General features: G+C 64.8%; 13 protein-coding genes and 1 pseudogene. 9 read left to right on the top strand and 5 right to left on the bottom strand.

What is annotated here, in order from left to right; all coding sequences use genetic code 11:
- The first annotated feature begins 3 nt into the window (after positions 1–3).
- From BM382_RS27525 to BM382_RS27505, 5 genes are all read left to right on the top strand, one after another.
- Positions 4–642: a glutathione S-transferase family protein gene (locus tag BM382_RS27525; RefSeq protein ID WP_072444660.1), complete on the top strand. Its 639-nt coding sequence runs from the start codon at positions 4–6 to the stop codon at positions 640–642.
- 569 nt (positions 643–1,211) lie between these two features.
- Positions 1,212–2,333, top strand: coding sequence for a site-2 protease family protein (locus BM382_RS27520; protein WP_072444658.1), 1,122 nt, complete (start codon positions 1,212–1,214; stop codon positions 2,331–2,333).
- 166 nt (positions 2,334–2,499) lie between these two features.
- Positions 2,500–2,793 (top strand): DUF3144 domain-containing protein, encoded by a 294-nt coding sequence (locus BM382_RS27515; protein ID WP_011060609.1) that lies wholly within the window; start codon positions 2,500–2,502, stop codon positions 2,791–2,793.
- Between the two features lie 154 nt (positions 2,794–2,947).
- Positions 2,948–6,391 (top strand): glycosyltransferase, encoded by a 3,444-nt coding sequence (locus tag BM382_RS27510; RefSeq protein WP_239690424.1) that lies wholly within the window; start codon positions 2,948–2,950, stop codon positions 6,389–6,391.
- A 336-nt stretch (positions 6,392–6,727) separates the two neighbouring features.
- Complete coding sequence (locus BM382_RS27505) at positions 6,728–8,767, top strand: methyl-accepting chemotaxis protein (protein WP_239690423.1); 2,040 nt, start codon at positions 6,728–6,730, stop codon at positions 8,765–8,767.
- Between the two features lie 72 nt (positions 8,768–8,839).
- Here BM382_RS27505 and BM382_RS27500 read toward each other — a convergent pair whose 3' ends face one another.
- Positions 8,840–9,289, bottom strand: a complete 450-nt coding sequence (locus BM382_RS27500; RefSeq protein ID WP_015635096.1) for a hypothetical protein — start codon at positions 9,287–9,289, stop codon at positions 8,840–8,842.
- Positions 9,290–9,316: 27 nt separating this feature from the next.
- A complete protein-coding gene (locus tag BM382_RS27495; RefSeq protein ID WP_053157642.1) occupies positions 9,317–10,234 on the bottom strand; it encodes a LysR family transcriptional regulator in 918 nt (305 codons plus the stop codon).
- A gap of 127 nt (positions 10,235–10,361) precedes the next feature.
- On the opposite strand from BM382_RS27495, the gene BM382_RS27490 reads away from it, so the two are divergent.
- Both BM382_RS27490 and BM382_RS27485 read left to right on the top strand, forming a co-directional pair.
- Positions 10,362–11,843, top strand: a complete 1,482-nt coding sequence (locus BM382_RS27490; protein WP_072444652.1) for an MFS transporter — start codon at positions 10,362–10,364, stop codon at positions 11,841–11,843.
- Positions 11,844–11,909: 66 nt separating this feature from the next.
- The gene (locus BM382_RS27485) at positions 11,910–12,182 is read left to right on the top strand and encodes a hypothetical protein (protein WP_239690422.1); all 273 of its coding nucleotides are present in this window, start codon (positions 11,910–11,912) and stop codon (positions 12,180–12,182) included.
- An 87-nt stretch (positions 12,183–12,269) separates the two neighbouring features.
- On the opposite strand, the gene BM382_RS27480 is transcribed toward BM382_RS27485, so the two are convergent.
- Positions 12,270–12,923 carry a hypothetical protein gene (locus tag BM382_RS27480; RefSeq protein WP_072444648.1) on the bottom strand — a complete coding sequence of 218 codons (654 nt, stop codon included), beginning with the start codon at positions 12,921–12,923 and terminating at the stop codon, positions 12,270–12,272.
- A 188-nt stretch (positions 12,924–13,111) separates the two neighbouring features.
- Positions 13,112–14,344 carry a diaminopimelate decarboxylase gene (gene lysA, locus BM382_RS27475; RefSeq protein WP_072444646.1) on the bottom strand — a complete coding sequence of 411 codons (1,233 nt, stop codon included), beginning with the start codon at positions 14,342–14,344 and terminating at the stop codon, positions 13,112–13,114.
- A 129-nt stretch (positions 14,345–14,473) separates the two neighbouring features.
- On the opposite strand from lysA, the gene BM382_RS27470 reads away from it, so the two are divergent.
- Both BM382_RS27470 and BM382_RS27465 read left to right on the top strand, forming a co-directional pair.
- Positions 14,474–15,418, top strand: a complete 945-nt coding sequence (locus tag BM382_RS27470) for a LysR family transcriptional regulator (RefSeq protein WP_011060617.1) — start codon at positions 14,474–14,476, stop codon at positions 15,416–15,418.
- A 193-nt stretch (positions 15,419–15,611) separates the two neighbouring features.
- The gene (locus BM382_RS27465; protein ID WP_015635102.1) at positions 15,612–15,914 is read left to right on the top strand and encodes a hypothetical protein; all 303 of its coding nucleotides are present in this window, start codon (positions 15,612–15,614) and stop codon (positions 15,912–15,914) included.
- 180 nt (positions 15,915–16,094) lie between these two features.
- Here the strand turns inward: BM382_RS27465 and BM382_RS27460 are convergent.
- A pseudogene (locus BM382_RS27460) lies at positions 16,095–16,443 on the bottom strand (acetyl-CoA C-acetyltransferase); the annotation flags it as partial.

Below are 16,443 nucleotides of genomic sequence, written 5' to 3'. Positions count from 1 at the left end.
GCCATGTATCACCTGTATGGAAGCCAGGGCACCGGCTCGGCCATCGTCGAGATCGCCCTGGAGTACTGCCAGCTGGCCTACCGCCGCATCGAGGCCGCGCCCTGGGAGGACAGCCCCGGGCGCGAGGCCCTGGCACGGCTCAATCCGCTGTTGCAGATTCCCACCCTGCAACTGCCCGATGGCAGCATCCTCACCGAAAGCGCGGCGATCCTGATCCACCTGGGCCTGGAGTTTCCCGACTCCGGGTTGCTGCCTGTGCCAGCGTCGGCCCGGGCCCAGGTGATCCGCGGCCTGGTGTACATCGCCGCCAACTGCTATTCGGCCATCGGCATCCTCGACTACCCGGAACGCTGGATCAGCGACCCCGACGAACCGCTCAAGGCCCGGGTGCGCGCCGCCGCGGCCGAGCGCCTGTATCGCAGTTGGGGGCTGTTCGCCGAGCAGTTTGCGTCGCGACCATATTTCGGCGGTGCGGCGCCGGGTGCCCTGGATATCCAGGCGGCAGTGGTGTCGCGCTGGTCCGGTGCGCGAGAGCACCTGCGCGATAGCCATCCCGATTTTCTCGCCCTGCTGCAACGCATCGACCGCGAACCGCGCATCTCCGCGGTCCTGGCCCGCCACTGGCCCCCCGCATCCTCGTAGGAGCTGGCTTGCCAGCGAAAGCGACCGCCAGCCGTATGCAGGGCTCAAGGGCCCCTTCGCCGGCAAGCCGGTTCCTACGGTGGGTATTGATATTAATGGGAGCGGGGCACTTTGCCCCGCATCGTAGGAGCTGGCTTGCCAGCGAAAGCATCCGCCAGTCATATGCAGGGCTCGCGGGCCCCTTCGCCGGCAAGCCGGCTCCTACGGTGGGTTTTGATATTGATGGGAGCGGGGCACTCTGCCCCGCGTCGTAGGAGCTGGCTTGCCAGCGAAAGCATCCGCCAGTCATATGCAGGGCTCGCGGGCCCCTTCGCCGGCAAGCCGGCTCCTACGGTGGGTTTTGATATTGATGGGAGAGGGGCACTTTGCCCCGCGTCGTAGGAGCTGGCTTGCCAGCGAAAGCGGCCGCCAGGCGTATGCAGGGCTCGCGGGCTCCTTCGCCGGCAAGCCGGCTCCTGCGGTTAGGAGGCGGGGTGATAGAGAGGTGAATCAGCGGTTGAGTTTCCTGGGGCGAAGCTGGCAGTCTGCGGGCCCGGTTCAGTGTCGGTTTTCTCTCAGGGACGTACTCGATGGATGGCAACACCTGGCTCAAGGCCTTGAACACTCTGCTGACGATTGTGCAGCGCCTGGTGCTGCTCAGTGGCTGGTTTATCGCCGCGCTGGTGCTGGGGTTCACCATCAAGTCCGGGTTGCAGCCCTTTCTGGCGATGTTCCTGGCTTCGCTGTTGGGGGTTGTCGCGTTGGTGGTGCATGAGGGCGGGCATTACCTGGGGGCACGCGGGTGCGCGATGCCGGTGTTGCATGTACGGGTGGCCGCCGTGGAGATCCAGGTGCTGCGGCGCGGCTGGCGGGTGCGCTGGGCACCGCAGCTCAAGCGCAATCGCCTGGGCGGCTATGTGATTGCCGCGAGCAATCTGCAACGGCCACTGCGGCAGCAGTGGATGCTGGTGGTCCTGTGCGGGCCGCTGCTGAATCTGCTGGTGGGTGGCGCTTCCCTGGCGCTTGGGCTGTCCTGGCCCGGGGTGCCGGGGGCCATTGCCCTGGCGTTTGCCGTGATCAATCTGGCCATGGGGGTGGGTAACCTGATGCCTGCCTGGCGGGTATTGCCCAGCGACGGCATGCTCCTGCTGGGCTGGTACCGGCATCGCGACGATCAACGTCCGGAGCTGGCCCAGGCACGCCTGTTGGCCCTGACCGTGGCCGGGGTGCCCAGCGCACAATTGCCGGTGGACGATCTTCAGCGCCTGGCCGAAGGCCCCATGCCCGGGCCCCTGGTCGCATTCGGCTGCCGCCTCAATGCCCGGCAGGACCAGGGCGACTGGCCGGCCGCGGTGCAGATGGAGCAGGAACTGGATCAATTGCTGGCGGCCCGGTCGGCGCAACTGAACGGCATGAGTGGCCTGATCGAGTTGTTGAGGGGCGAGTTGGCGTTCTGCCGCGCTTTGCTGCAGCGTGACGCCGCGCCCCTGAACAACACGCCGATGAGCGCCGAAGTGGATTGGAACGCACCCTGGCTGCGACCGCGCTGCCTGGCCTTGCAAGCCATTCTTGAAGGCGACCGGCAGCGGGGCGAGCACCACCTGCAACAGGCGCTGCAAGCGGCCAATAACAGCGTGGTGCTGTCCCAGGGCAAGAGTGAAGCCCTGCTGGCCGAACAGCTGCGAGCCTTGCCGGCGCCCACCCATCTGTAGGCGCTGGCTTGCCAGCGAAAGCGGCTGCCAGCCTGGCGCAAGGCTCATGGGCCCCTTCGCCGGCAGCCCGGCTTCTGCGGCCTGGGGATGAAAGTAGTCGGTGCAGGAGGACAAAACTCTTATACTCCGGCGCTTTATTTTCCCCACTCCGCCAGAGGAACGCCCCGTGGCCAATGACACCGACCAGGATTTCTACAACCGCGCCGACGCCGTTATCGAGCTGGCCAACTCCCATATCGCTGACAGCAGCCGGGGCAAGGCCAGCGCGTCGCTGATGTACGCCAACTCCCGTTTCAGCGCCTGGGTCAGCGCCTGCGGGTGCCGCAATGCCCAGGAGCTGGCGGCGGCCAAGCAGCAGGCGGTGGATTATTTCGTCGAGGAGTTCCGTCTGATGATGGAAGAGAACCTCACGGACTACATCGAGAACTTCGAGCTGTACATGGGCGCCAAGCAGGACTGAGCACGGCACGTCTTGATCAGCATCTCAAGGCGCGCAACACGCTATGGCTCTATGCCGCCCTCTGTTAGATTCAACCGTTTCTGCGCGCCTGCCTTTGCTCAAATCGCTGTCGTCCGGAATTGCTGTCAACGATCAACGTTCCAGGCCGAGTGTAATGAGCGAATCAACAGATCTACATGGATTGACCGGTGCGCACCGCAAAGCTGTTGCCGAGGAGCTTTGGCATGCCTGGCAAGTGGAGCGGCGGGCCGCTGCGGTGATTACCGGGGTTTCGGGTATTGGCAAAACCGACCGTCTGGTGCGCCCACTGGTTGCCAGGGCGCGGGCTAGAGGAGGGTTGGCGTTGCATGTCGAGGTGCCGCAGGCGGCATTGTCGACCGACGAGGAACTGAAGTCCCTGGTGATTCAGGAACTACGTGACTGCGCTGACGAGCAACTGGTGAGTGTCTGTGAACAGCGTTCAACATTTGCTGAAGTGGCTCGGGAGGTATTCAGGCGCGGCGGGTTACTGGTGGTTGATGAGTTCCAGCGATTGCTGGAACCGGGCTCTGCGTTGCCAATTGCTGCGTGGCGTAATGTCTTCGGCCGCCTGGGAACTCGCGTAGCAGACGAAGGGTGTCTTTGGCTGGTGTCCAATCGTGAGGTCTCTGCCGATTGGACTGAACCGTTCCACCAGGCTTTCCTGACCGCGCCAGCCTCTGTCGATGAGCAGATACAGATGGTCCTGGATGCCTTGGGTACTACCGATCCTGATGGGCAATTTCCCGTGGCCAGGCGTATCGAGGTCGCCAGGCGTCTGGGCGGTAATCCCCGAGCCTTGCGTTTGCTAGGCAACCTCCTGCGTACTCATGTCCTGGATGACATGCTAGGCCCTGCTCAAGCCACGCCCGAGGGTCCGGTTGATCCTGCGTTGGTGGCGGCGCTGGAGCGTCAGTTGGTACGTCGGGCAGCCGAAGGTCTTACCCCAAAGGCGAGTGTGCTACTAGAGGCGTTGACTGTGTTACCCGATCCAGCGCCTTGGGGATTGATCGCTGCAGTCGCCGGATCGGATTCAGCGGGCCTGTCCGAGGAACTCCAGAGTCGCTATCTATTGGGAGCCAAAGGTAGCCGCTACGATATACATCCGGCAGTGCGCGAAACGCTCGGCCCCAAGCTGCGAGCTCAGGAGGTGGCCTTCAGGGAGGCTCATCTACGTGCTGGTCGGTGGCATGCCAGGGCTCTGGGGCTCGCGCTGAATCGATCAACTCGCGATGCCGATATTGCCTTGCGACTTTCAGGTGCCCGTTTTCATTTGCTTCAGGCCAATGCGCCAGATGAGCTGAATACTTCGCTGCTTCCGCTTCAGGAATATATTGTTTCAACGTTCGGCTGGTCCGCCCGAACGCCCACCAGCACGTACGAGCGCGATGGAGTTATCTCTCTGCTTGAGGCTTTTTTGATCAAGCCTGGGCCTGCTGCCGTCGAATTTACCTACGCGAAGTTATTGAGGGCGCGCGACTTGCCTGGAGACGCGGCTCTGGCGCTGCCCCATGCGCAACGATCAATGCAGGATCAGGACTTCAGTCATCCATGGGTACTCTGGATAAAGCTCGTCCGATCAGTTGAGGGGAGTGAGGCTGCGGTGGTGGCTGCCCAAACCGCAGTAAAGAAGGTTGCCCCAGAAAAGAATCTGTTCTCGGTTTATCAGTTCCTAGGGGCATGCCTAGCTAATCTGGGCAGGCCGGCCCAAGCGGTTGGTATTCTTGTTGCCGGAGCTGCTATTGCAAAGGGGAGTGAACAGCGTCTGGCCGAGCAGGCCATATTTTGTGCTGCGTCGACAGGAGATTTGCAGTTATTGCAGAAAGTCAGGGAAGACATTTCTCAGTGTGGAAACTTTGTTCTCCAGGTGGCATTAGCCGATGTGATTGTGCTTGAGCAGAAAGGTTTGTGGGCGCAAGCAGCAGCATTGGCTGCTGGGCTACGAGTTGAGTATCCCCACTATATCCATCTTTGTAATCACGAAGTTGTGAGCCATCTTGGGGCTGCCAATCCAGAGGCGGCGCAGAATGCTATGGCGAAGTACCCAAACACCTTCCGTGCGGAAGCGCGTAGTGGTATTCAATGGTTGATCAGCATGGTGGCAACCCAATGTAATGACTACGCCACAGCAGCGAAACACTACTCAATCTACACCGATGGTACGACTGCCCCGGCCACCCTCAATGGCGTCCAAGCGGCTTTGTTGCGGGAGTGGGACCACCGTATCGGCACAACCGGTGAAGCCAATCCCGGTTTGGTGGCTCCTATTCTCCCCAAAGCCCTGACAGGCCTTGAGCAAGACATGTGTCGCCCGCAGTTCGGTCCACCGGTGCTGCCGCAGCATCATGCCAGCACGCATTCAGTGACTCAGTCGAAAAGCAATGCGCTGTCGGTACTGGCCATAGCCACGGAATGGCAGTCCGGCCGGGGAGGCCTGAGTACCCTCAATCGAAATCTCTGTCTGGCCTTTGTTCGCCAAGGTGCGCGAGTGGTATGCGTGGTTGAGCCGGGTTCAGGCCCGTCTATTAACGAGGAGGGAGTCACGGTATTTGCTCCCATCTCGACGCCTGGTCAGGAGCCCCACGAAGCATTGACTCGGCGCCCCGAACTGCCTGCGGGCTTCACTCCAGACATCATTATTGGCCATGGGCGTGTCACCGGCCCGGCTGCGAGTGTTTTGGCAACGGACCACTTTCCCCAAGCGCGGCGCCTGCACTTTGTGCACATGGCGCCCGATGAAATCGAGTGGCTGAAAGGGGGGCGCGAGGATGATGCCGGTCAGCGTGCCGAAGAGCGCACGCGCATCGAGCTGGAACTGGCACGCAACGCTGCTCGTGTGGTCACTATCGGTCCACGGTTGCAGGGGCGTTTCCTGCGGGATCTGGATGCCGAGGGTTTGCCGTCTCCTGTCAGGCTGGACCCCGGCTTTGATCGCCAGAGTGGCGTGCCGCGCCAGCCCCCATTGGGCCAGCCATGGGCGGTGCTGACTATGGGGCGTATGGAAGACGCCAATATCAAAGGGTTGGATATCGCTGCTCAGGCCATGGGAAAGGTTGTTCGCAAGGCGCGAGTTGCACAAAACCTGGAACTGATAGTCCGAGGCGCGCCGAAGGGTTCTGGCGACGAAACCCGAGAGCAAATCCTTGAGTGGGCGGCGGCGCCAGGCCTGGAAGTGTTGGTACGGCCTTACACCGTCGATCCCACGAGATTGGAGGCCGACCTGCGCCGGGCCAGCCTGCTTTTGATGCCATCCAGAGCCGAGGGGTTCGGACTGGTAGGGCTCGAAGCGATCATTGCCGGCACACCTGTATTGATTTCCGAAGAAAGTGGATTGGGGCAGTTGCTCAAGGAAATTCTCTCCAAGGAGCAGGCGGCGCGACATGTTGTGCCCATTACCCGTGACGTGGCGGTAGATGCTGAGTCTTGGGCCAATGCGATTGAAGCAGCGTTGATGGACCGTGAGTCGACGTTCAAGAGGGCGGAAGAGCTGGCAATGACCCTTTCGGAGCAACGGACCTGGAGTTCAGCGATAGCTGGCCTGATCGCCGAACTTGAGTTGCCTTTGAACGCCAAGGCATGACTTCTGACTCGGTGAAGTCAGTGCGCAAAGACCGAGGTGGCATGACTGGTGCCAGTGCGGTACTCGCCGGCCTGATGCAGGCCTATCGCCTCGGCGTGCAGACAACCCTGGGCTGTACCTGGCTGCAAATGGAGTGCCGAAGGGCCTTCAGGAGGCTGTCGACGTCAGGCGGTGCCGACGGTTTTCAGTCTTACCTGGCTCTGATGATTCACGAGTGTGGCGGGATAGGACTGAGCCCATTCGTCAAACGTGGACCATGGTTTCCCGAGGGCACGAAAAATGCCAGCGGCATCACTCTTTGTTCAAGGGACCCTGCATCCGGTCGATAAGCTCTGAATGCCTATTGATATGGAGTTCGTCATGGCCTTGCTACCGGTTCGTCTGTCTCATCGTTTGACCCTCGGCAGTGTGTTGCTGTTGCTGTTCACGGCGCTGGCGGTATTTGCCGTGATGACCTTACGGGGGCAGCCCAAAGTGGTGGAGGCAAGCTCGGCACTGATCGAGCAGACCGGCAGCGCCATCGTTCGCCAGCTGGCGTTGCAGTTGGCGGGCATCGAAGGGGTGACCGCGAGCATGGCCCACCTGCTGGAAGGGCTGCCCAAGGAGCAGGCGCTGGTCATGGCTACCCTGCCCAAGGTGATCGACCATGAAGGCGACAAGGCGATCGCCGGGGGCGGCATCTGGCCAGAACCCAATGCCTTCACCCCCGGCGTGGAGCGCCGCAGTTTCTTCTGGGCCCGCAGCGATGCCGGGCCCCTGGCGTTCTCCGATGACTACAACGCCGCCGGCAGCGCCGGTTATCACCATGAAGCCTGGTACACCGGCGCCCGCAACAGCGCGCCGGGCCGTTGCCTGTGGTCCGAGGCCTACCAGGACCCGGTGACCCAGGTGCCGATGACCACCTGCAGCGTGCCCTATCGCCAGGACGGTGCCTTTGCCGGGGTCGCCACCATCGACCTGCGCCTGGACGACCTGGCGCGCTTCCTCAAGGAGCAGGGGGCGGTCACCGGCGGCTATGCCTTCGCCCTGGACCAGGCCGGCAACGTGCTGTATTTCCCTGATGCCCAGGCCGGCGGCGGGGGCCAGATGCTCAGCTTCGACGCCCTGAGCAAGCAGCAACCCTGGTTGCTTCCGGTGGCCGAGGCCCTGGCCAAGCCGGCACCGACCGGGCAGGTGCGCAGCCTGGACCTGGACGAGGACGGGCGCTTGCAGGAAGCGGCGCGGGTCAGCCTGTTCAGCATGCCCGGCAGCGGCTGGACCATCGGCCTGGTGACCCCGGAGCAGAAGGTCACCGGCCTGGCCCGGGCCATGACCACCGAGATCCTGCTGTTCCTCCTGCCGTTGCTGGCGCTGCTGCTGTTCTTTGCCTGGCTGGCCGGGCACAAGCTGATTGCCCAACTGGAAGAAACCACCCGGCAGATCGATGCCCTGGGCAGTGGCCAGGCCAGCGACAACGCCGAGCTGCACGTGGCCCGGGCCGACGAGATCGGCGCCTTGCGCGCCGCGGTGAACCGCTATGCCGGGCAGTTGCGGCAAATGCTGCAGAAGATCGCCAGCGAAGCCCGGCAGTTGCAGAACGAAGCCGCGCGCCTGGGTCAACTCAGCAGCACCCTGGCCCAGCGTGCCGAGCAGCAGCGCCAGGAGAACACCCAGTTGGCCACGGCCATCACCGAGATGTCCTCCAGTGCCCTGGAAGTGGCGCAGAACACCAACAATTGCGCCGACACCGCGCGCCAGTCCCTGGTGGTGGTGCAGGAGGGCCAGCACAAGGTCGATGCCAACAGCCAGTCGATCCAGCAGTTGTCCGCGGAAATGGCCGAGGCGGCGGCAGTGATCCAGCGCCTGGAGCAGGACAGCCAGCAGGTCGGCGCGGTGCTGGATGTGATCAAGGCGATCTCCGAGCAGACCAACCTGCTGGCGCTGAACGCCGCCATCGAAGCGGCCCGGGCCGGGGAGCAGGGCCGGGGCTTTGCCGTGGTGGCGGACGAAGTGCGGACCCTGGCCGGCCGCACCCAGACCTCGGCCAACGAGATCAGCGGCATGATCAACGACTTGCAGCAGGCCTCGCGTCAGGCGGTGCAGGCGATCCAGGCCGGCGAAACACGAACCCGCCAGGCGGTGGGCGAGGCGTCCGGTGCATCGGATGCGCTGTCCAGCACGGTGACCAGCTTCGACGATATTTCCCAGCGGGCGCAGCAGATTGCCGTGGCGGCCCAGCAGCAGAGCTACGTGACCCAGGAGATCAACGAACTGGCGGTGCGCATCCACGGCATCAGCGAGGACAACGCCCGGGACGCCCAGGCCCTGGACAAGGTCAGCGAGGCCATGCAGGCCCTGTCCGGGCGCTTGTCGAACCTCAGCCAGGGCCATCACTGAGGCATTGTCTGCCCGGGCCGTCGGTGGCCCGGGCGGGTTTCAGTCCCCCCGGGCCGCATTCGCCGGCCCGTATCAGATCTGGCTGTACATCATCAGCTTGAAGTTCAGCAACAGCCCCAACGACACCCAGCCGAGCCCCAGCAGGCCATTGATCAACGGCTTGCCGGGAGCCACGCGCGTGGCCAGGAAGCGGGCGATGGCGGCGCCGATCAGCGCGCCGGGAAAGTCGAACAGATAGAACAGCCAGCCCAAGGCGCCTTCCGGGGAACTGATCCACAGGCAGAACAGTTGCAGGTGCGCGGCCAGGGCCAGGGCCACCCCGGTGAACAGCGCCGGCGTGGGCCGGGTGCACAACAGCAGGCCGAGAATCAGCCCCTGGGGCAGCCAGTAGGCGGCGAAGTTCTCCCAGAAATAATCTATCGGTTGCCAGGCCCGGACGATTGCCAGGGACAGCCCCCAGAGCAACGCGGCGGCAGCGGGCAGGTGATTCAGGGAGAGCAGGCGCAGGGAGCTGGAAGACATGCAGGATCTCGCTAATGAAGTTGTGGATCAGCCGGGCTGATGGTCGGGGAGGGCGCTCTGGCTGCACAGCTCATGCACCACCTGGCGCAACCAGCGATGGGCCGGGTCGGCCTCCATGCGCGGGTGCCAGAGCAGGGAGATGGTCATTTCCGGCAGGGGCACCGGCAGGCTGAAACCGTGCAGGCCGTGCCGCAGGTTGCTGGTGTGGCGCTCGGGCACCATGGCGATCAGGTCCGAACCCCGGGCCAGGGCCAGGGCGGCGGAAAAACCGCTGACCAGGGTGACGATCTGTCGTTCCAGGCCCAGGGCTTTCAGGGCCTCGTCCATGCGCCCATGAGCATGGCCCTGGTGGGCGGCGAGGATATGTTCGCCAGCCACGTAGGCATCCAGGCTTACCGGCCCCCGGCTCAAGGGGTGACCGGCGCGGACCACGCCGATAAAACGATCGCGAAACAGCGCCCGGGTGCGCAACTCGGGGCTGGTGTCGGCGTCGATCACCGCGGTTTCCAGGTCGACGCTGGCATCGCGCAGGGGCTGGCTGTCGCGGTCCAGCTTGGGTACGAAATGCACCCGCACCCCGGGCGCTTCAGCCCGCAGTCGACTGACCAGCGCCGGGCCGAAATTCTCGACGAAACCATCACGGCTGCGCAGGGTGAAGGTGCGCTGCAGGCGGCCAAGGTCGATCTGCTCGGCCGGGCGCAGGGCGGCCTGGGCGTCTGCCACCAGTTGGCCGATGCGCTGGCGCAGCTCCAGGGCCCGAGGGGTGGGCACCAGGCCGCGCCCGGCGCGCACCAGCAGCGGGTCGCCGGTGGCCTGGCGCAGGCGGGCCAGCGCCCGGCTCATGGCCGAGGGGCTCAGATGCAGGCGCTGGGCAGCCCGCGCCACGCTGCCTTCGGCCAGCAGTACGTCCAGGGTCAGCAGCAGGTTCAGATCGGGAGTCGACATCGGCGCAATTTAGCACGCAGGCAGCTGGCATGGCGTTGAATGCATCAATTAACTGCAAAGGCTGCGCCTTCCGCCTGGTCACGGCTGGCCCTAGGCTGGCGGGCATCACCTTGCCGGAGCCTGTGCGATGCCCATTCCCGAGTCCCAAGCCACCCCCCAGGAAGCCCTGGCGCCCCGTGCGCGTCGGGCCCTGGCCAGCCTGTCGCTGGCGATGCTGATGCCGTCCCTGGACACCAGCATCGCCAATGCCGCGCTGCCGAGCCTGGCCCAGACCCTTGAGGCGTCGTTCCAGCAGGTGCAATGGATTGTCCTGGCCTACCTGCTGGCCATCACCACCCTGATCGCCAGCGCCGGGCGCCTGGGGGACCAGTGGGGCCGGCGCCGGGCGCTGCTGGCGGGGATCGCCCTGTTCACCCTGGCCTCGCTGTGCTGCGGCCTGGCCCCGGGCCTGGGCTGGCTGCTGGCGGCCCGCACGCTGCAGGGCCTGGGGGCGGCGGTAATGCTGGCCCTGAGCATGGCCCTGGTGGGTGACGCGCTGCCCAAGGCCCGCACCGGGGCCGCGATGGGCTGGCTGGGCAGTATGTCGGCCCTGGGCACCACCCTGGGCCCGGCCCTCGGCGGCCTGATACTGGCCAGCGTCGGCTGGCGCTGGATGTTCCTGGTCAATGTGCCCCTGGGGTTGGTGGCGCTGTTACTGGCCTGGCGTTGCCTGCCACCGGACCGGCCTGTGGCGTCGGCCAGTGCCTTCGATGTGCCGGGCAGCCTGCTGCTGGCCTTGAGCCTGGGCGCCTATGCCCTGGCCCTGACCCTGGGGCACAACTTGCTGGCGCCGTTGAACCTGGGCCTGCTGGTGGCCAGCGTGGTCGGGGTCGCGCTCTTGGTGCGTGTCGAGCGCCGGGCCGCCGCGCCGCTGTTCCAGCCGGCCCTGCTGCGCCGTCCACAACTGCGCAGCAGCCTGTGGCTGAGCCTGCTGGTGTCGACGGTGATCATGACCACCCTGGTGGTGGGGCCGTTCTACCTGGCCAGGGGGCTGGGGCTCGGGAGCCTGGCAGTGGGCCTGAGCCTGTCCCTGGGGCCGCTGGTGGCGACCCTGTGCGGCGCCCCCGCCGGGCGTCTGGTGGACCGTTACGGTGCCCGGCCGCTGTCCCGGCTCGGCCTGCTGGGGTTGTGTGGCGGCCTGGGCCTGCTGGCGCTGCTGCCCCGGAGCCTGGGGCTGGCAGGCTACCTGCTGCCGCTGGCCCTGGTCACCGCCAGCTACGCGCTGTTCCAGACGGCCAACAACAGCCTGGTGATGCGTGATGTGGCGCCGCAGCAGCGTGGGCTGACGGCGGGGTTGCTGAGCCTGTCGCGCAACCTCGGGCTGATCAGTGGCGCGGCGGCCATGGGCGCACTGTTCGCCTGGGGCTCGGGGCCGCAGGCCGGCGTCGAGGCAGTGTCCCGCGGCATGCACTGGACCTTTGGCGTAGCGGCGCTGCTGATGCTGCTGGCCTTGCTCAGCGCCGGGCGCAACCGGCTGTCCGAGGAGGCCGGCTCGCCCTTCATCAGTCGTCTGCTGGCGCACAAACCCACCTACATGATCCTCGACGACCACGAGATCGAGGACAACTGAACGCAGGACCGCATCGACAAGAACGGTAGCAAGCGCACCCTGTTCAACTGGGCGATGGGCGCCTACATGAGCTACCAGTGGAGCCATGGGCCGCGCTTCGAGGACAGCCATGTGCAGAACTGTGCGATGTCCGGCAACGATCAGTACCTCAAGCACCGTTCGGTCAAGCAGCTGTTCTACGACTTTTCCTGTTCCAACTATCCGTTCTTCGTGCTGGATACCCGTACCCAGCGCTTTGTCGATGATGCGCCCGGCGCCCTGCAGGACAACCACCTGCTGGGCCGACCCTCACTGCACCCGGCCGAACCCGGCCAGTTGGATCGCTTGTGCGCCTGGTGACAGCAAGCAGGACGATAGCGTCAACGACCAGCCGGAGCGGCTGCAACTGATGCCCTGGTAGCGGGGCTGGCCCTGGGCGCACCTGCTCTAGTGGCCTGTCACATGGAGTTGGTGCAGATGGCTCACCCGCCCGAGAAACATCATCTGGCGCATGTACATCGCCACGAGCAGGGCCAGGGCGCTAAAGCCGTTGAACCAGGGATGCTGGACCATGGACAGCGCCCCACAGGCGCTGAAGCCGATTTCGATCAGGGCCAGGGCGATACAGCCGGTCAACAGGTTCTGGCAGAGGCTGACCTCCGCCATCGCCTTGACCAGGGTCTTGCCGGCGCCGTCATCTGCCTGGATGACTTCATCCAGTTGCCTGGTCACCGCCTTCCACCTGGCGAAGCTGGAGGATGCCGGGGCATCTGCCAGGCCTACCAGCGCCGCCAGGAACCTGCAGCGGTTCAGCGTAGCGATGGATAGCCAGTCCCAGAGCGGGGCGAAGCCGGTGAAGACGATACCGGACACGTAGCTGAGGATGATCAGCACGAACAACAGGGCGCCGCCGAGAATATCGGGGGGTTGCAGCTGTTCGTGGGGGTACTTGAAGGCCAGGACGATCCAGAACGCCATGCCCGGGCAGATCCGCGCAATCAGGTCGTAATAGACGCTGGGAATGAGATTGAGGATCGAGGTGAGCCCGCTGCCGCCCTCGCTCTTGCCAGGCTCTTTCTTGCCCTTGTCTGCTTCGCACATGGCGCTCTCCCTTGCCCAGGAACTCCTGGCTCCTAACTCTTAGTTCAAGGGGGGAGCGTTGTCCACGGAACGGGCTGGACAAGCACTTTCAGTGCTGCCAGGGCAGGGGGGCGCCTCGAACACACGGTCGGGCGAACACAGGGCCTGGGTGCCCTGTGTCCCTTTGCCGGTCAGTACCCAGGGGCGGCTTACAGCCCCAGTTCCAGCGCCAGCAGGTCCGCCAGTGGCTGGCGGCGGCGGATCAGTTTCGGCTGGCCGTTCTCGAACAGCACCTCCGGCAGCAGCGGGCGGCTGTTGTAGTTGGAGGACATGCTGGCGCCATAGGCGCCGGTGTCGTGCAGTACCAGCAGGTCGCCGACCCGAGCCAGGGGCAGGGGGCGCGGGGTCAGGCATTCGTCGTCCTGGGTGAAGATGTCGCCGGACTCGCACAGCGGGCCGCCGACCACGGTCAGCTGTTGCGGGCGCTCCACCGGGTGGCCGGCGGCGTCCAGCAGGCTCATGCCGTGGTAGGCGCCGTACATGGCCGGGCGCATCAGGTCGTTGAACCCGGTGTCCACCAGCACGAAGTGATGCTGGCCGGCGGTCTTCACCACCCGCACTTCGCTGACCAGGCAGCCGGCCTCGGCCACCAGGAAGCGCCCCGGTTCGATCTCCATGCGCACGCCGTGGCCCAGGTAGGCCTCGATCTCCTGGCGCGCCACTTTCCAGGCATTGGCGTAACGCTGCACGTCCACCGGGGTGTCGCCCTCGCGGTAGGGGGTGGACAGGCCGCCGCCGATGGAGAAGGCCTCGAGGTCGTGGTCCAGGGATTTCACCGCCGCCACCATGGCTGCGCCCACCTGTTCCAGGTGGTCGTAGTCGACCCCGGAGCCGATGTGCATGTGCAGGCCCACCAGGTGCAGGCCATGCTGGCGGATCACTGCCAGGGCTTCGCTCATCTGGTCGTGCCAGATGCCGTGCTTGCTGTTTTCGCCACCGGTGTTGGTCTTGCGGCTGTGGCCGTGGCCGAAGCCCGGGTTGATCCGCAGCCAGACCCGGTGCCCCGGGGATTTCTCCCCCAACTGGCGGAGCATGTCGATGGAGCCGGCGTTGACTTCCACCTGCAGTTCCACCACCCGGGCCAGGGTGGCCTCGTCGAACAGGTCGCAGGTGAAGACGATGCCGGCATCCACCGGGCTGAAGCCGGCCAGCAGGGCGCGTTCGATTTCCCCCAGGGACACCGCATCGACCCGTACCCCGGCCTCGCGGATCAGGCGCAGCAGGTGCAGGTTGGACGAGGCCTTCTGGGCGTAGCGCACCACGTCGAACGCCTGCAACTGGGCGATGCGCGCCTGGATGGTGGCAGCGTCATAGCACCACAGTGGAGTGCCGTACTGGCGGGCGGCGGCGACAAGTTGAGCGGGGGAAAATGGAATGGCCATGGCGAATGCAATCTGTGATCAGTGGGAATGGAGGCAGCATGCCCGTTGGTGGCTATTCAAGAAAATATCTATTCTTTGCCAATATATTCATATCTGATATGGATTGGTTGATTAAGCGAGTTTCCCGCCATGGACATCTCCCTGCGGCACATCGAAGTGTTCCGCGCCATCATGCAGGCCGGCAGCGTCACCGGCGCCGCGCGCCTGCTGTTTACTTCGCAGCCCACCGTGAGTCGCGAGCTGGCCCGGCTGGAAACGCTTTCCGGCTTGCGCCTGTTCGATCGTGAAGGCGGGCGCCTGCTGCCCACGGCCCAGGCCCTGCTGTTGCTGGAGGAAGTCGAGCGGGCCTATGTGGGGCTGGAGCGGATCAACAGCGTGGCCCAGTCGATCCGCCGCTTCGAGCACGGCCAGTTGAGCCTGAGCTGCCTGCCGCTGTTCTCCCAGACCCTGCTGCCGCCGGTGTGCAAGCAGTTCCAGGCGCAGCACCCGGGCATCGGCCTGAGCATCACCGCCCAGGAATCGCCGCTGTTGGAAGAGGCCCTGAGCGCCCAGCGCCATGACCTGGGCCTGACCGAAAGCGAGCACCTGCCCCGGGGCACCCAGGGCGAACTGCTGTTCTGCGCCGACATGGTCTGCATCCTCGCGGACGACCATCCGCTGCTGGCCAGGCCACGGCTGGCGCTTGTGGATTTTCGCGGCCAGGACTTCATCAACCTCTCGGGCCTGGATATCTACCGCCAGACCCTGGATGAGCATTTTCGCCAGGCCGGGGTGGATCGCCGGATAGTGGTGGAAACCACCAACGCAGCTTCGGTGTGCGCCATGGTGCGCCAGCGGCTCGGGGTGGCGATCATCAATCCCTTGAGTGCCATGGAAGAGGCCGGGCGCGGCCTGGCGATCCGACCGTTGCAGCTGTCGGTGCCCTATCGGGTGATGCTGATCCGCCCGGATTACCGGCCCTCGTCGAGTTTTGTCGAGGGTTTCAGTGAAGCCCTGCGCACCCAGGCCAAGGCACTGCAAGAGCAGGTCGGGCGGATAGTGCAGGGAGGGCAAGGGGTGAATCGCTCAGGCTGATGGGGGGCGTGGCCCAATGTTCAGCTTGTTGGTGAAGAGGGCGCGCTGGCGTTTCAGGGAAACATGTCCCTCTCGTATGGCGGCAGACAGTTACCGAGGATAGCCCTGCGGTCGGCCGATCTTGTGGCAAGCCTCAGGTGCAGGCCCGGACCGTAGCGACTCAACCCCCTGACCAGTTCTGGAGTCAAATAAAATGCCTATTGCCATTCACGCACGCAACAACACCGCCGCTGCGCAGCAAGTCGCCATCAGGAATACCGCCCAGGGCAACAACCTGGCCAACGTCAACATACCTGCCCAGGGCAACGTGGTTCTTTATGTCCTGCAAGCGGATGCCAGTGCCGACCTGTATCTGATCTGCAATGCCAATGCTGCCCAGGCTGCCCAGTTGAGCGTCGTCTACCAGGGCCATAGCAGTGTGGTTCAAGACAGCGACTGGGCCCGCCAATGGACAGTCGATGGTGCCGTGGATGGCGTACAGCTGGACCTGGCATAGCGGGAAAAACTCGCTGGCAAAGACCATCCTGCGCACGCCTTCCCCGTAGGAGCCAGCTTGCTGGCGAAAGCGATCCTGCGCACGCCTTGCCTGTAGGAGCCAGCTTGCTGGCGAAGGCGCTCTCACGGGCGCCTTCGCTGGCAAGCCAGCTCCTACAAGGAGGGCGGTTTTGTGCGGAGGTTAGCGCTCGATCGCCAGGGCCACGCCCTGGCCGCCGCCGATGCACAGGGTCGCCAGGCCCTTTTTGGCATCACGCTTGATCATTTCATGCAGCAGGGTCACCAGCACCCGGCAGCCCGATGCACCAATCGGGTGGCCGATGGCGATCGCACCGCCGTTGACGTTGACCTTGCTGGCGTCCCATTCCAGTTCCTTGGCCACCGACAGCGACTGCGCGGCGAAGGCTTCGTTGGCTTCGATCAGGTCCAGTTGGTCCAGGGTCCAGCCGGCCTTGTCCAGGCAGCGGCGGGTGGCCGAGACCGGGCCGATGCCCATGATCGCCGGGTCGACGCCGGCGTTGGCGTAGGCG

Source organism: Pseudomonas sp. NFPP25, assembly GCF_900116505.1.
In the GTDB taxonomy this organism is placed as follows: Bacteria; Pseudomonadota; Gammaproteobacteria; order Pseudomonadales; family Pseudomonadaceae; genus Aquipseudomonas; species Aquipseudomonas protegens.
This window is presented reverse-complemented; position numbering and strand designations above follow the sequence as displayed.